General features: G+C 63.3%; 9 protein-coding genes, 1 tRNA gene and 2 rRNA genes. 4 read left to right on the forward strand and 8 right to left on the reverse strand.

Annotated features, from left to right (window positions below; genetic code table 11):
• The first annotated feature begins 18 nt into the window (after positions 1–18).
• The 3 genes from OU999_00020 (at position 19) to OU999_00030 (ending at position 3,258) form a co-directional block, all read left to right on the forward strand.
• Positions 19–2,808, forward strand: a 23S ribosomal RNA gene (locus tag OU999_00020).
• Positions 2,809–2,945: 137 nt separating this feature from the next.
• Positions 2,946–3,060, forward strand: a 5S ribosomal RNA gene (gene rrf, locus OU999_00025).
• Between the two features lie 121 nt (positions 3,061–3,181).
• Positions 3,182–3,258, forward strand: a tRNA-Met gene (locus OU999_00030).
• Between the two features lie 249 nt (positions 3,259–3,507).
• On the opposite strand, the gene OU999_00035 is transcribed toward OU999_00030, so the two are convergent.
• The 5 genes from OU999_00035 to OU999_00055 form a co-directional block, all read right to left on the reverse strand.
• A complete protein-coding gene (locus tag OU999_00035) occupies positions 3,508–3,777 on the reverse strand; it encodes a DUF1427 family protein (protein WAC23622.1) in 270 nt (89 codons plus the stop codon).
• A 28-nt stretch (positions 3,778–3,805) separates the two neighbouring features.
• Entirely contained in the window at positions 3,806–4,624 is an 819-nt protein-coding gene (locus OU999_00040; protein ID WAC23623.1) for an alpha/beta hydrolase, read from the reverse strand.
• An 89-nt stretch (positions 4,625–4,713) separates the two neighbouring features.
• Positions 4,714–5,373: a hydrolase gene (locus OU999_00045; protein ID WAC23624.1), complete on the reverse strand. Its 660-nt coding sequence runs from the start codon at positions 5,371–5,373 to the stop codon at positions 4,714–4,716.
• A 233-nt stretch (positions 5,374–5,606) separates the two neighbouring features.
• A complete protein-coding gene (locus tag OU999_00050) occupies positions 5,607–6,269 on the reverse strand; it encodes a response regulator transcription factor (GenBank protein ID WAC23625.1) in 663 nt (220 codons plus the stop codon).
• 101 nt (positions 6,270–6,370) lie between these two features.
• Entirely contained in the window at positions 6,371–6,937 is a 567-nt protein-coding gene (locus OU999_00055; protein ID WAC23626.1) for an AraC family transcriptional regulator, read from the reverse strand.
• A 378-nt stretch (positions 6,938–7,315) separates the two neighbouring features.
• Here OU999_00055 and OU999_00060 point away from each other — a divergent pair, with 378 nt between their 5' ends.
• Positions 7,316–10,246: a triple tyrosine motif-containing protein gene (locus OU999_00060; protein ID WAC23627.1), complete on the forward strand. Its 2,931-nt coding sequence runs from the start codon at positions 7,316–7,318 to the stop codon at positions 10,244–10,246.
• Between the two features lie 266 nt (positions 10,247–10,512).
• Here OU999_00060 and OU999_00065 read toward each other — a convergent pair whose 3' ends face one another.
• From OU999_00065 to OU999_00075, 3 genes are read right to left on the reverse strand one after another with little or no spacing between them, the layout of a single operon-like run.
• Positions 10,513–11,901 (reverse strand): alginate export family protein, encoded by a 1,389-nt coding sequence (locus OU999_00065; protein WAC23628.1) that lies wholly within the window; start codon positions 11,899–11,901, stop codon positions 10,513–10,515.
• On the reverse strand, positions 11,898–13,514 hold the full coding sequence (locus OU999_00070) for an MFS transporter (protein ID WAC23629.1): 1,617 nt from the start codon (positions 13,512–13,514) through the stop codon (positions 11,898–11,900). Before OU999_00070 ends, OU999_00065 begins: the two co-directional genes overlap by 4 nt.
• A gap of 25 nt (positions 13,515–13,539) precedes the next feature.
• Positions 13,540–15,471 carry an amidohydrolase gene (locus tag OU999_00075; GenBank protein ID WAC23630.1) on the reverse strand — a complete coding sequence of 644 codons (1,932 nt, stop codon included), beginning with the start codon at positions 15,469–15,471 and terminating at the stop codon, positions 13,540–13,542.
• Between the last annotated feature and the right edge of the window lie 82 nt (positions 15,472–15,553).

Below are 15,553 nucleotides of genomic sequence, written 5' to 3' on the forward strand. Positions count from 1 at the left end.
ATTGGTGGTGTGGACTCTCAAGCGTGAGGTAAGAGCATTTGGTGGATGCCTTGGCATGTACAGGCGATGAAGGACGTGGCACGCTGCGATAAGCGTGGGGGAGCTGTGAGCAAGCTTTGATCCCGCGATTTCCGAATGGGGAAACCCACCCTCACCATTTCATTTCGGCGCTGGTTTCGACCAGTATCGGAGTGAGGTGGATAGGGTATCACCTTGGTGAATAAAATAGCCTTGGTGAAGCGAACCCGGAGAACTGAAACATCTCAGTACCCGGAGGAAAAGACATCAACCGAGATTCCGTTAGTAGTGGCGAGCGAACGCGGACCAGGCCAGTGCCTGATGTTTAATTAGCAGAACATTCTGGAAAGTTTGGCCATAGCGGGTGACAGCCCCGTATGCGAAAATGAAACATCAGGACTTGAGTAGGGCGGGACACGTGAAATCCTGTCTGAACATGGGGGGACCACCCTCCAAGCCTAAATACTCGTACATGACCGATAGCGAACAAGTACCGTGAGGGAAAGGTGAAAAGCACCCCGATGAGGGGAGTGAAACAGTACCTGAAACCGAATGCTTACAATCAGTTGGAGGGTCCTTGAGGCCTGACAGCGTACCTCTTGTATAATGGGTCAGTGACTTAATCTATCAAGCAAGCTTAAGCCGTTAGGTGTAGGCGCAGCGAAAGCGAGTCTGAATAGGGCGACTGAGTTTGATGGATTAGACCCGAAACCCGGCGATCTAGGCATGACCAGGCTGAAGGTGCGGTAACACGCACTGGAGGGCCGAACCGTTTAATGTTGAAAAATTATCGGATGAGTTGTGTTTAGGGGTGAAAGGCCAATCAAGCCGGGAAATAGCTGGTTCTCCGCGAAATCTATTTAGGTAGAGCGTCGGATGTTTACCTGTGGGGGTAGAGCACTGGATGGGCTAGGGGGTCGCGAGATCTACCAAACCTAACCAAACTCCGAATACCACAGAGTTAGTCCGGCAGACAGACGGCGGGTGCTAAGGTCCGTCGTCAAAAGGGAAACAGCCCTAACCTACAGCTAAGGTCCCCAAATCGTATCTAAGTGGGAAAGCATGTGGGATTTCCAAAACAACCAGGAGGTTGGCTTAGAAGCAGCCATCCTTTAAAGAAAGCGTAACAGCTCACTGGTCTAAATAAGAGATCCTGCGGCGAAAATGTAACGGGGCTCAAGATACGTACCGAAGCTTAGGGTGTGCGCAAGCACGCGGTAGCGGAGCGTTCCGTAAGCCTGTGAAGCGGGAGGGTAACCGACCGTGGAGGTATCGGAAGTGAGAATGCTGACATGAGTAGCGATAAAGAGGGTGAGATGCCCTCTCGCCGAAATCCCAAGGGTTCCTGCTTAAAGCTAATCTGAGCAGGGTGAGCCGGCCCCTAAGACGAGCCCGAAGGGGGTAGTCGATGGGAACCACGTTAATATTCGTGGGCCTGGTGGTGTGTGACGGATGGCGTAAGTTGTCAGGCCTTATTGGATTGGTCTGGCTTCGAAGTTGTCCCAGGAAATAGCCCCACCGTATAGACCGTACCCTAAACCGACACAGGTGGGATGGTAGAGTATACCAAGGCGCTTGAGAGAAGTGTACTGAAGGAACTCGGCAAATTACCTCCGTAACTTCGGGAGAAGGAGGCCCCACATATGGGCAACCACGTGTGGGGGGCACAAGCCAGGGGGTAGCGACTGTTTAGCAAAAACACAGGACTCTGCTAAGTCGGCTTCAAGACGACGTATAGGGTCTGACGCCTGCCCGGTGCTGGAAGGTTAAGAGGAGGAGTGCAAGCTCTGAATTGAAGCCCCAGTAAACGGCGGCCGTAACTATAACGGTCCTAAGGTAGCGAAATTCCTTGTCGGGTAAGTTCCGACCTGCACGAATGGCGTAACGACTTCCCCACTGTCTCCAGTACATGCTCAGCGAAATTGAATTCTCCGTGAAGATGCGGAGTACCCGCGGTTAGACGGAAAGACCCCGTGCACCTTTACTGCAGCTTCAGAGTGGCATTAGGAAAGAACTGTGTAGCATAGGTGGGAGGCTTTGAAGCGACGGCGCCAGCTGTCGTGGAGCCATAGGTGAAATACCACCCTGTTGTTTTCTGATGTCTAACCACGCACCGTTATCCGGTGCTGGGACCCTCTGTGGCGGGTAGTTTGACTGGGGCGGTCGCCTCCTAAAGAGTAACGGAGGCGCGCGATGGTGAGCTCAGGACGGTTGGAAACCGTCTGTTAGAGTGCAATGGCATAAGCTCGCCTGACTGCGAGACTGACGAGTCGAGCAGAGACGAAAGTCGGTCATAGTGATCCGGTGGTCCCTCGTGGAAGGGCCATCGCTCAACGGATAAAAGGTACGCCGGGGATAACAGGCTGATGATTCCCAAGAGCTCATATCGACGGAATCGTTTGGCACCTCGATGTCGGCTCATCACATCCTGGGGCTGGAGCAGGTCCCAAGGGTTTGGCTGTTCGCCAATTAAAGTGGTACGTGAGCTGGGTTCAGAACGTCGCGAGACAGTTTGGTCCCTATCTGCCGTGGGCGTCGATAATTGAGAGGAGTTGACCCTAGTACGAGAGGACCGGGTTGAACATACCTCTGGTGTACCTGTCATTGCGCCAGCAGTGCAGCAGGGTAGCTATGTATGGACGGGATAACCGCTGAAAGCATCTAAGCGGGAAGCCTCCCTCAAGATAAGTTATCATCGAGTCGTGGAAGACCACCACGTTGATAGGCCGGGTGTGGAAGTGCAGTAATGCATGGAGCTAACCGGTCCTAATTACTCTGTTCGCGCTTGAGAGTTCCACCATCAATGACAACATTGGTGACGGATGATTGAGCCGGATATTCGCCAGAACTACGCCTATAACTTGCCAGGAATGGCAGGACTTGAATGTAACAGCATCGATTAAAAACCATGTGCACCTGCTTCATTGCTTGGTGGCCATAGCGTCAGTGCCCCACCCGATCCCATCTCGAACTCGGCCGTGAAACCTGACTGCGCCGATGGTACTACCGCTTAAGCGTTGGAAGAGTAGGGCGTCGCCAGGCATTGAAGCCGGTGCGCATGGAAAAACCCATTCATGATGATCAAAAACCGCCCAGGCCAACACGCCAGGGCGGTTTTTTGCCCTCTAGGGCACACGTCCTCACAAGGACGCAAAGTTGGTGGCGCGGGATGGAGCAGCCCGGTAGCTCGTCAGGCTCATAACCTGAAGGTCGCAGGTTCAAATCCTGCTCCCGCAACCAACTCATATCTACACAAACAGATGGAATCATTCCCTCAAAGCTTCGCTTCTGAGGGCGATTTCGTGCGTCCATCGAATACGTCATCGTAATGGGGCGAACGTGGTCTCGCTCTCTCGGTGCAACACAGTTCGCCCGTTCAGCGCGCAACAATGGCATGGGCAGGCGCTGTGAGGCCGATAGGCATGTCGCTGCTCGTCGTCACCGGACGCGCGCAATCGCCTCACCTCCCCTTTGAAAAACCCATTTGCATCAGCGCTCATGCTCCGATTTCGGGGAAGGGTCTTCCATCCTGGCAACGGGGTGGCCGAGGACGTCGCGGGCACAATCGGATTTGACGAAATGCGCGATATCCTGCCGCGCGTGTAGCCGCTTGGCGATGGGAACGATCTGTTCGCCCAGCAGCATGCCGAGCAGGCCAAGCAGTGCGATTACTGGCGGCGCCGGCGAGCGGACGCCGAGGAGACTGTAGAGCAGCCCGACCAGCAGGCCGGCGCCCAGTGACAGGATATAGGGCTTCATCGACACTCTCCTCGGCGCAGCGATGGGATCAGCGGCGTGCGAACGCCAGCAGGTCCTGGTTCAGGCGATCCTGGTCCTGCGCCGGGATGGCGTGAGTCGCGCCCTCATAGACCGATAGCGTGGCATCGGCGATGAGCGTTGCAGCGATGCGCGCGGTGGTGTCGATGGGCACGATGCTGTCGGCATCGCCATGAATGATCAGCGCGGGCACGTCGATCGCCGCCAGATCCTCGGCAAAGTCGGTTTCGGAGAATTGCGCGACGCACTGATATTGCGCATGCGCACCGCCCGCCATGCCCTGCGACCAGAACGCCATGCGCAGGCCATCTTCTTCGGGCCGTCCCTGGTCCCAGCCGAAAAACGTGTCGGGAAAGGTCATGTAGAACCCCGATCGGTTGTCGAGCACCGCCTTGCGGATGCCGTCGAACACTTCCATCGGCACGCCGCCGGGATTGGCCGGGCTCTTGGCCATGGTCGGGATGACAGCGCCGATGAACACCATCCCGGCCACGCGGCTGGTACCGTGGCGGCCTACATAGCGGGCAATCTCTCCGCCCCCGGTCGAATGGCCGACCAGAATGGCATCCTTGAGGTCAAGCGCATCCATGACGGCGGCCAGGTCATCGGCATAATGGTCCATGTCGTTGCCGGTTGCCGGCTGGTCCGATCGGCCATGGCCGCGCCGGTCATGCGCGATGACGCGAAAGCCGTTATTGGCGAGGAACAGCATCTGTCCGTCCCAGGCATCGGCGTTGAGCGGCCATCCATGCGCAAACACGAAGGGCTGGCCTTCGCCATATTCGCGATAATAGATCTGGGTGCCATCCGCAGTGGTAACAAAGCTCATCGGCTCATCCTTTCACGAGGGGGGATTGAAGATAGAGGCGGGGCCGGCGGTCAGCGGGAGGGGGCAGGGTGCCGCCGGCCCCTTGATGGTCAGTGGCCGCCTTCGCCGGCACCGAACATCATCTTTGCATAGCCGATGCCCAGCCCGTAACCGCCGCCCCAGATCCGGGCGATGCCAGTGGTGCTGTCATAGGTGTCCGCACGCGCCCAGTCGCGCTGCAGCTCCAGCAGATATTGCAGCGCTGTCATCGGCCGCGCGCCTGCCTGGATCATCCGCTCGCACGCGCGCTCATGGGCTTCGGTCGAGATATCGCCACAGGCATCGGTGATCACGTAAACCTCAAACCCCTGGTCGAGCGCGGAGAGCGCGGGGCCGACGATGCACACGCTGGTCCACAGGCCGGCAAGCACGATCCGCCGCTTGCCGATGCGGTTGACCTCGGCGATCACCGCCTCGTCCTCCCAGGTGTTCATCGATGTCCGGTCCAGCATCGCCTGGCCGGGAAAGGCATCGGCAATTTCGCTGAACATCGGGCCGGAAAAGCTCTTTTCCGCAACCGTGGTGAGGATGGTCGACACGCCGAACGATTTGGCCCCGCGGCTGATCAGCGCGGCATTGTTGCGCAGCAGCTCGATCGCAATCGACTTGGTGGCAAAGGCCATCTGCGACTGGAAATCGATGAGGATCAACATGTGGTCGCCGGGCGAAAGCAGCGATTGTCCGGGGGCGGCGATTGCGGTGGGGGTCATGGCATGCTCCTTGGGTCCGTGCAGCGCGAGGCTGTCCGGAAGCTTGGGGGTTCGACGAAGGTCTCGGGTGCCGCACCGGACAGGGCTGCTGTCGCCAGCGACCTGAAGGGCGGGCATGGCCAGACCCTAAGCCGGGCTGATGCACGACGTCTTGGACAAGGCTGATATGCTTTGCCGCTCAGCCAGCAATTGCCATCGGCGCCAGGGCGTTTCGATGGTGAGCGAAGATGCCCTTAGAGCTCGATCAAGCCCCGCTTGGCTGCCAGCGTCACCGCATGGGTGCGGTCGGTCGCGCCCAGCTTGGCAAAGACCAGCTTCATATGGCCTTTCACCGTTTCCTCGGAAATCTTGAGCTTGGCCGCGATCTGCTTGTTCGAATTGCCCCAGGCCGCCAGCGAGAGCACCGCGATCTCGCGTTCGGACAGGTCTTCGTCGAGAACATGGAGCGCGATGGCGTTGGCGACCTCTGCATCGAGATGCTTGCCGCCTTCGTGCACCGATCGAATTGCGCCGAGCAGGTCATTGCGCAGGCTGCCCTTGAGCAGATAGCCCATCGCTCCGGCGCGCAGCGCCTTGATCGCGCGGCCGTCGCCGGCATAGGTGGTGAGCACGATGATCCGGGCATCAGGCGATGCGGTGCGGATCTGCGTGATCGCATCGACGCCCGACATGTCGGGCAGTTGCAGGTCCATCAGAACGATATCGGGCCGCAGCCGCTGATATTCGGTTATCGCAGCCTGGCCGGTCTCGGCTTCTCCGGTTACCGCCATATCGGGCTGGGTCGAAATCACCGCGCGCACGCCTTCGCGCAGCAGCGCGTGATCATCGACGATCATCACCGCGATCGGCTGTGCCTGACCTGGCGTCTGCGCCCCGCTGGAACCTCGCTGCTGCATTGCTGCATTCATATCGCCGGTTGGCAGCATTGCATACTGCACCGGTAAAATTTGCACAGGTTTGGAGCGAGAGGGGCCGATCGACGCGGCGGGCGATCCGCTCAGTCAGGCTGTTGCCAGCTGCGCCGCCAGAGCATGGGCGTGGTGCCGACGATCCGCCGGAACAGCCGGGTAAGGTGCGCCTGATCGGTGAGCCCGCACGCACAGGCGATCTGCGACAGCGTGTCGTTTGTCTCCAGCATCAGGCTCTGCGCGCGGCGGATGCGGCAGCGGATGATGTAGCTATGCGGTGTCTCGCCCATGCTGATCTTGAAGGCGCGGCTGAAATGCCCGGTGCTGAGCCGCACGATCGCGGCAAGGTCATCGGCCAGCAGCGAGGATTCCAGATAGCGGTCGACATGCTCGAGCACGCGCCGCTTCTGCCAACCGGCCAGCCCGCCGCGCAGGGTGGGCACGTGCCCGGGCAGGGCGCTGGGGATCAGCAGGGCTTCGATCGGATCGTCAGCCTGCTCCTCGGCCAGCAAGGCTGAAAGCCTGTCCAGGCAGTCGCGGGTCCGCCCGATGTCCTGGGAGAGGGCGATCCGGGCATCGGCCACAAGCGCGATGATCTGGGGCGAAAGGCCGGTCGGGGCAGGGCCGGGAGAAACAGGCGAGGCGAGCTGCGACATTGACGATACTCCCGTCCGGCGCCCCGGGTGCCTGATGCGCCCGGCCAGTCGAGGGAGAATGTCGCAGAACAGCCGGCATCGCCCCAGCCCCGGTCGGGCGGTCGCGCCACGCTCATTCGGGTGGGGCAACCACCCCTCTTTTGGTCACCGCGCAGGAACGGCCGCAATGGTCCGATAAAAGGCAGGGCCGTGCAAAACATGCAGGCATTCGACAATCGGGCCCGTCAGCCGCCATCTAATCTGTCCGTCCCAGCCGCCTGCCGAAGAAAGCGCTGCCATGTTCTTCAGCCGACCAGCGCCCTCCCGGCGATCAGTGCTTCAGATTTCTGTCGCCTGGCCATCCGCGACATGGCAAAATCTGCTATGCGACCCGGCCCCTTGCCTCTGCTGAGCAATCCTTTCCGGTGGCTGGCGGCTGCGCTGGTCTGGCTGGCATTGCTGGCCGCTATCCTGACTCAGCCTGCACACGCGCAGGACATTCCGGGCTATGTCCATCGCCATTGGTCGGGTGCGGATGGCGCGCCGTCCAATATCCGCGCGATCGCCCAGACGCCCGATGGCTATCTCTGGCTGGGCTCGGCCAATGGATTGTACCGGTTCGACGGCATCCGCTTCGAGCAGGTCCAGCCCGAAAGGTTCGACCGGTTCCGTTCCTCGCGCGTCACGGCGCTCGCCGCCGCGCCCAATGGCGATCTGTGGGTCGGCTATGATTATGGCGGGCTGACCGTCTATCGCGGCGGCAGGTTGCGGTCCGCCAATCCGGAAACGCCGCGCGGCGTGGTGTCCAGCATCGTGGTGGGCCGCGATGGCACGCTTTGGGTCGCGGTACAGAGCGGGCTGGGCTTTCAGTTGCGCTTGCTCAGGAACGGCAAATGGTCGGTGATGGACGCCAAGTCCGGCCTTCCGCCCGAGCCGATCCAGACGCTGCATATCGACCGTGACGGATCGCTGCTGATCGCGATGTTTCCGGGCCTCTACCGGCTCGCCCCGGGAGCCAGAAAACCGGTGCTGATCTCCGGTATCGGCGAGGTCAACATGGCACCGACTTTCACCCGCGATGCCGCCAAGCGGCTGTGGCTCTACAGCAGTGCAGGGCTGTTGCGGGTGACCGCCCCTGCGCTCGACCCCGGTCTTCAGTTCGAGGCGCTGCGCGGCGGCGCGGAGGGCAAATGGTCGTTGCTTGTCGAGGATGGCAGCTTCTGGATCGTGGGCGGCCAGAAAGGCATGATCCGGCTGCCGGTCGATCGTCTGCGCAAGGACGCGGCGGAATATCTGCCCTCGCAGCTGTCGGTGCTGTTGCGTGACCGCGAAGGCACGATCTGGGGGGGCGGGGTAGACGGGCTCCACCGTTATGTCCGTTCCGGGCTGGTGCCCTCCGGCATTCCCGGGGTGCCGAGCACGCAGATCACGACTGGCGGCGGCGCTGACCGGGGGCTGTATGTCGGCACCGAGGATGGGGTGTTCCGCATCCTCGACGGCAAGGCCAGCAAGATATCGGTCAACCGCCATGCGCTGGATATCTGCTCCAGCGGCGATGGCGAGATCTATGTGGCAACGGGCGGCAGCACCGATTTGCGGATCATCGATGGCAAGCGATCCTATCCCCGCGGACCCTGGATGGCTGACCAGGCGGCCGCCACCCACTGCGCCTTCGATCTGGCGGGAACATTGAGGGTCGTTGCCTATCCCGACATGATCTATCGCGCCGCCGGGCCCGGCTGGGTTCTGGAGACAGGCTGGCCGATGACCGGTCAGATGGCCGCAACCGGGAAGGACACGTTCATCGTCAGCATGACGATGCGCCATCTTGTGCGGTTTGCGCCCGGCAAGGTCACCCCGATCTGGCAGGCCAGCTCCATCCCCATCGGCTTTACCCGTCTGCTCAAGCGGATCGGCGATATGGTCTATGTCGGCGGCGACAACGGCCTGTCGCGCATCCGCGGCGATACCGTGCAGACGCTGGATGCGGGGCGCTATCCCGTTTTGCGCGGGATCACCGGCATCGCCCCGCAGGGCAGCAAGGTCTGGCTGATCAGCGGCGCGGGCATTTTCAGGATATCGGCGCGCGATCTTTACCGCGCCTTTGCCAGGCCTGGCGCGCCTATCGCCGTTGAGCAGTTCGGCGCGCATGAGGGGTTCAGCGCGCGCGACCCCGCCTATGTCGCCAATGATGTGGCGATCGACAATCAAGGCACGGTCTGGCTTGCGACGTCGCAGGGTTTGATGAAGCTGCTCCCCGCGCGCCAGCCCCGCAACCGCCTGGCACCGCCTGTATCGATAGCGCGAATCGATGCGCCCAGGTTGCGGCTCGACAAGGGGCATTATCGCCTGCCTGCGGGCAGCGACCGCATCGGCATAGAGTTTGCCGCGCTCAGCCTGGTCGATCCGGAACGCAACCGCTATCGCTATCGGCTGGACGGTGTCGACAGCGACTGGGTGGAGGGCGGCACCCGCAGACGCGCCGATTTTGTCGGGCTCGGGCCGGGCGATTATGTCTTCCGCGTGATCGGCTCGAACGCCGACGGGGTCTGGAGCCCGAAGGCGGCGACCGTCCGCTTCACCATCGAACCTTATTTCTGGCAGACCTTGTGGTTCCGGCTGTTGCTGGTGCTGCTGGCCGTGATCCTGCTCGCGCTGTTCGTGCGCTGGCGCTTTCATGTGGCGACGCAGATCACCCGCGCGCGGATCGAGGACCGGGTGGCCGAGCGCGAGCGGATTGCGCGCGACCTGCACGATACGCTGCTCCAGGCGATCCAGGGGCTGGTGCTGCGCTTCCAGTCGGCGCTCAACCTGCTGCCCGCAGACAGCCCGGCGCGTCCGCTGATCGAAGAGGCGCTCGACCGCTCCGACGATGTCCTGCTCGAAGGGCGCGAACGCGTGCAGCAGCTGCGCCAGGATGCCGAACCCAAGGACATGGTTGCGCTGCTGCACGATATCGCCGCGCGGACAGCCGATATCGATCCCGGCGCGATCACGGTGACAGGCACGCCCAGGCCGCTGTGTGCACCAGTCGCGGATGAAGCAGCATTGATTGTCGGCGAAGCGCTGAGCAACGCGGCCCGTCATGCCGGGGCCAGTGCGATCGCGCTGGCTATCAGCTTCGCCCGCGACCGGGTCGAGATCAGCGTCACCGATAATGGCATCGGCATCGCGCCCGAACTGCTGTCGAACGGCAGAAAGGGCCATTTCGGCTTGCAGGGCATGAACGAGCGCGCCCGGCTGATCGGCGCCAGCCTGACGATCGAGCAGCCCGCCGGCGGCGGCACGCTGGTCCGCCTGGTGCTGCCGGCGAAGATCGCGTTCCGATAGAGCACTTTTCGACCAATTTGGGTCAACGTGATTGCCGCAGGAAGCTTCTCGGCAAGGAGCGTTGCGCAAGGGCGGGCTGGTAGCCCGTCCAAGCAAGGCGACGCCGTCCGAGAGGCTTCCTGCGGCAACCCCGAAAGGGCGGGCCCCTTTTGGCCGACTGCGGCGTCTCTCGTCGGTCACTATGCGATGGCATGGCTCCCTCCTCGATCCTTGCACTCGGCCAAAATCGGCTCCGTCCCGATGACCCAAATTGGTCGAAAAGTGCTCTAAAGCCTCAGCCGCGCTTCGAGCGCCACCATGCCGATGGTCCGCGATGGCCCGGTCTGTGCAATATACGCGCCCGGGCGGAAGGCAGAGAGCGAGGCGGTGAACGAGAGCAGCTCATCCGGCTGCCATTCGGCGACGATCTCGATCTGATCGCCGATATGGCGCGCCGCATCCGGATCGGCAGCGCGGATCAACTGGCCGGGTATGTCGTAGATGCCGTCGCCGCGCGTGGCCCGCCAGAAAAACGCGGCGGCGAGTTCCAGCGACACCCCGCGACCCAGATCCCAATCGATCGCGGGCGCGAGATGGATGATGTTGCGCGGGCCGACAGGTGAAAGCTCACCGAAATAGCGGCCCTTGGGGAACAGCGCATTGAAGCTGCCCAGCCGGGTGTCGCGCGCATCGCGGTCTCCGCTGGCGATATCCGCGCGTAGCCTGAGCCTGGGCGATGCGGCATCAGCACTGAGGCTCCATTCGGTCTCGGTGGCGATCGACCAGGCGTGGATGCGCTGCCCGGCAAACTGCCCGCGCTGCGCCATCGCCTCCCAGTTCCAGCGCCACCGTCCGCGCTTTCCGAACGCGCGCACGCCGAAGGTGTCGCGCCGCTCGCGGCCGGTTTGCAGCCCCTGCTGGGCCTCGTCATCGGCCAGGCGCAGCCAATAGCCATCCAGGTCGACGCCCGGTGCCAGCGCCAGCGTGGTGTACATGCCGGACAGGCGGCGTGTGCGTGACGTTGCGTCATCGACATTGCCGCTGCCAACCGCCACGGGCCGCAAGTCGAAGGCAGCGATGCGGTGCGGGCCGAGCTCTGCCAGAAGGTGCAGCCCGTCAAACGCCTGCGGGATGTTGGGGCCATAGCGCGTGCCCACCAGCCGCTCGCTGCCCAGCGCCACCAGCGCACGTCCGGCGCGCAGTGTCAGCCGGTGCGCTCCGCCGAGCGCCAGGCGAATATCGCCAAAGCCCTGCAACAGGTCGATCCCGGTTTCGTCCACCGGGCCCTTGCCCGCATCGACCCCGCGCGCATAGCCCGCTATGCCTTGCGCGAACACTCGGACCGGACCGGCGTGCAGATCGGCACTCGGCATAGCGCGGAGCCACAGATAGCCATCATCGGGCGGCGCGGCATCGCCCCAGAGATTGTCGTCAAACCCCTCGAACCGCGCGCGTGCCTCACCCCCCAAGGTCAGATAGGCGGTGCCGGACCCGACCAGAGCGATGTATTTCCCCCGCCGCCAGCCAGTGAGCGCGGTATCGCGCAGCACGGACCAGTCCTCGTCGTAACGGACATTGGTCTGCGGGACCTGTTGTTCACCCTGTGCCGGTGCCTGCTCCTGGGCCTGGGCCGTGGCGGGCAGCAGGACAAGGCAGGCAAGCCAGCCGCGCATCATCGCCGCGCGACAAAATGGCGCACCAACGGCGGCGCAGTGCCGAGATGAAAGCTGCGCAGCGCATCCTGGATCACCCGGTCGGCCCCGGTCACGCGTTCGTGCTGGCGCAAATGCTCCAGCCAGCTCTCCACGGTAAAGGTCTCGATGACCGATCCGGGCGCGGCCGTGTCCTCGTAAACCCCCCAATCGATCGCGCCGTCGCGGCGGCGGATGCGGCGCATCGCCTGGATCGCGTCGAAAAAGGCCGGTATCCGGTCCGGGTCGATGCGATATTCGATCGTCACCAGCACCGGCCCGCTGTCATGCGCCACCGCCGCCTCGACCATCGGCACGGGCCAGTGCGCGGAAGGGGCAAGGTCGGGCGCGCTGGCTGCATCCAGCGGCAAGCGGGCGGCGAGCCAAAAGCTGGCCAAAGCGAGCAACACTGCCGCAGCAACCAGCGCCGAAGGGACGCCGATGACAGAGGCAAGCGTGCCCCAGACGGTCGCGCCGAGTGCCATCGATCCCTGGAACACCAGCAGATAGATCGCCAGCGCGCGCGCCTTGACCCAGCCGGGTGATGCTGCCTGGGCCCCACCGTTCAGCGATGCCATCATCGCGATCCAGGCCAGCCCGGCCAGAAAGATCATCGCGGCGGCGCTGGCGAAGGTGGCGATCTGCGACAGGCCGGCCATTGCCGCTGCCAGCAGCAGCGATGCCGCGAGCGTGATCGCATTCGCACCCATCTTTTGGCGCAGGCGCGGCATCGCCAGCGCGCCGGTCACCGCGCCCAGGCCCATGAATGTCAGCAACCCCCCATAGCCCAATGGCCCCAGGCCCAGATCGCGCCGCGCAATGATCGGCAGCAGCGCCCACAGGCAGCTGGCGAACAGGAAGAAGCCGATCGCCCGGATCAGCACGACGCGCAGCTCGGGCGCGCCGAGCGCATAGCGCAGGCCTGCGCGCATCGCGCCCACCATATGCTCGGCCGGTAGCGTCCGCACCGCTGCCACCCGCCGCCAGCGGGCCAGCACGAACAGCGCGCCCATCACCGACAGCGCATTGGCAGCGAATACTGCGCCAGGCCCCGCCATAGCGATGATCAGCCCTCCCAAGGCCGGACCGATGGCGCGCGCGATATTGACCCCCAGGGCATTGAGCGCGACCGCCTGTTGCAGCGAGGCAGGCGGAACCAGTTCGGGCACGATCGCCTGAAAGGCGGGTGCCGAAAAGGCTGCGCCGGTCGCGATGGCGGCGGTGAACAGCAGCAGCAGCCCTGCGCTCGCCTGGCCAGCCAGGGTCACGACTGAAAGCCCTGCGGCGGCGAGCAGCCCGAAAAGTTGCGCGGCGATCAGCAGCTTTCTTCGGTCGATGATATCGGCCAGAGCGCCTGCAGGCAGCGCAAAGGCGAACATGGGGAAGGTCGTCGCGGCCTGGACCAGTGCCACCATCAGCGGATTGGGCGAGAGCGAAGTCATCAGCCAGCCTGCGCCGACATCGTGCATCCATGTGCCGATGTTCGACATCACGGTCGCGATCCATAAGGCGCGAAACAGCGGGATCGCCAGCGGATGAGCAGGCGGCGGGCTGTCCGTGCTGTGCGGCGCGGTCATCGCGCGCGGCGAGCCCGGCACAAGCGATCGATCGCATGCGTGCTCATCACACAGCCCAGCAGCCGCAGCCGAACGCGCCCCAGAAGCTCTGCACATCGCCTGCCGCCACCGGCGTTGCCAGCGCCCGGGCATGGTCATGGCCGTGCACCGCGCAGCCCGCTCCGCAGCCGCATGCCGATGCCAGCTTTGCGGCGGCTTCGGGCGTGCGGTGATAGCCGCCAAAGGTGGCGACGGGCGACCAGTCCGGCATCGGGCGAGGAAGAGCAGGGGCGAGCGGCGCGAAATCGCCCTCGCCATGCACGACCTTGCCACCCAGCACAGTGAGCACCGATCGCAGGTGCACGATCTCGCTTTCGGGGACAGTGAAATAGTCGTCGGACAGAAGCGCGAAATCGGCGAGCTGGCCGGCAATGATCTGACCCTTTTTTCCCGTCTCGCTGGAAAACCAGGTGTTGCGCTCGGTCCAGAGCCGCAAGGCGGTTTCGCGGTCCAGCCGGTTGCGGACCGGGTAAAGGGTCATGCCGCCCAGCGTGCGCCCCGTGACCAGCCAGGCGAGCGACACCCAGGGATTGTAGCTGGCCACACGGGTCGCGTCGGTGCCCGCGCCGACTGGAACCCCGGCCTCCATCATGCGGCGGATAGGCGGGGTCGTCTCGGCCGCCCTGGCGCCATAGCGTTCGACGAAATATTCGCCCTGAAACATCATCCGGTGCTGCACCGCGATGCCGCCGCCCAGGGCCGCGATCCGATCGATATTGCGATCGCTGATCGTCTCTGCATGGTCGAAGAACCAGTTGAGCCCCGCGAGCGGAATGTCGCGATTGACCTTTTCGAACACGTCGAGCGCGCGGCCGATCGTCTGGTCATAGGTTGCATGCAGCCGCCAGGGCCAGCGCCGCTCGGCGAGCAGGCGGACGACAGGTTCCAGATCGCCTTCCATGCTCGGCGGCATGTCGGGCCGCTCGACGCGGAAATCCTCGAAATCCGCGGCCGAATAGACCAGCATCTCGCCTGCGCCATTGTGACGATAGCTGTCATCGCCATCGCCGGGCTTTACCTGTGTCGACCAGCTCGCAAAGTCTCGCAGCTCTTCGCCGGGCTTTTGCGTGAACAGGTTATAGGCGATGCGCAGCGTCAGCTCGCCATCGGCATGCAGCCGTTCGATCACCCGGTAATCATCGGGATAGTTCTGGAAGCCCCCGCCCGCATCGATGACGCTGGTGACCCCCAGGCCGTTCAGCTCGCGCATGAAATGTCGGGTGGAGTTGCGCTGATAATCCTCGGGCAGCTTCGGCCCCTTGGCCAGCGTGGAATAGAGGATCGTCGCATTGGGCTGGGCGAGCAGCAGCCCGGTGGGGTTGCCGCTGGCATCGCGGACGATCTCGCCGCCCGGAGGGTCGGGCGTATCCTTGGTATAGCCGACGACACGCAGCGCCGCCGCGTTGAGCAGCGCGCGGTCGTACAGGTGCAGGATGAACACCGGCGTGTCGGGGGCGGCGGCGTTGATCTCGGCAAGGGTTGGCAGGCGTTTTTCCGCGAACTGATGCTCGGTAAAGCCGCCGACAACGCGCACCCATTGCGGGGGAGGGGTGTTTTCGGCCTGTCGCTTCAGCATCGCCATCGCGTCGGCCAGGCTGGGCACGCCATCCCAGCGCAATTCCATATTATAGTTCAGACCGCCCCGGATCACATGGATATGGCTGTCGATCAAGCCGGGGATCAGCCGGCGGCCCTTGGCATCGATGACCACCGCGCCCGGCCCTGCCGCTGCACGCACCTGCGCCTCGCTGCCTACGGCAAGGAAGGTGCCGCCGCGCATTGCGACCGCTTGCGCCACCGGGTTGCTGCGATCGAGCGTGGTCACCTTCGCGTTGACGATGACGGTGGCGGTTGCAGGCATGGCGAAGCTCTCCGTGGCGTTCAGCAGGGCTGAACTGGCAACACCGGCGAGCGCCGAGCGGCGGGTGATCTGGGTCATGCTCGCGGGTCCTTGGATGGGGAAGCGCCATCAAGCACCCGGGGCACCGCCCGGTCTTGTATAAAGGGCACCTGTTCGTGCA

It is taken from the genome of Blastomonas sp. SL216 (assembly GCA_026625625.1).
Taxonomy (GTDB): domain Bacteria; phylum Pseudomonadota; class Alphaproteobacteria; order Sphingomonadales; family Sphingomonadaceae; genus Blastomonas.

What these genes read in the sequence shown, in the direction of transcription:
- OU999_00075 (WAC23630.1), bottom strand. Translation starts at nt 15,471, where the DNA reads ATGACCCAGATCACCCGCCGCTCGGCGCTCGCCGGTGTTGCCAGTTCA.
- OU999_00040 (WAC23623.1), bottom strand. Translation starts at nt 4,624, where the DNA reads ATGAGCTTTGTTACCACTGCGGATGGCACCCAGATCTATTATCGCGAA.
- OU999_00045 (WAC23624.1), bottom strand. Translation starts at nt 5,373, where the DNA reads ATGACCCCCACCGCAATCGCCGCCCCCGGACAATCGCTGCTTTCGCCC.
- OU999_00035 (WAC23622.1), bottom strand. Translation starts at nt 3,777, where the DNA reads ATGAAGCCCTATATCCTGTCACTGGGCGCCGGCCTGCTGGTCGGGCTG.
- OU999_00065 (WAC23628.1), bottom strand. Translation starts at nt 11,901, where the DNA reads ATGATGCGCGGCTGGCTTGCCTGCCTTGTCCTGCTGCCCGCCACGGCC.
- OU999_00050 (WAC23625.1), bottom strand. Translation starts at nt 6,269, where the DNA reads ATGCAGCAGCGAGGTTCCAGCGGGGCGCAGACGCCAGGTCAGGCACAG.
- OU999_00055 (WAC23626.1), bottom strand. Translation starts at nt 6,937, where the DNA reads ATGTCGCAGCTCGCCTCGCCTGTTTCTCCCGGCCCTGCCCCGACCGGC.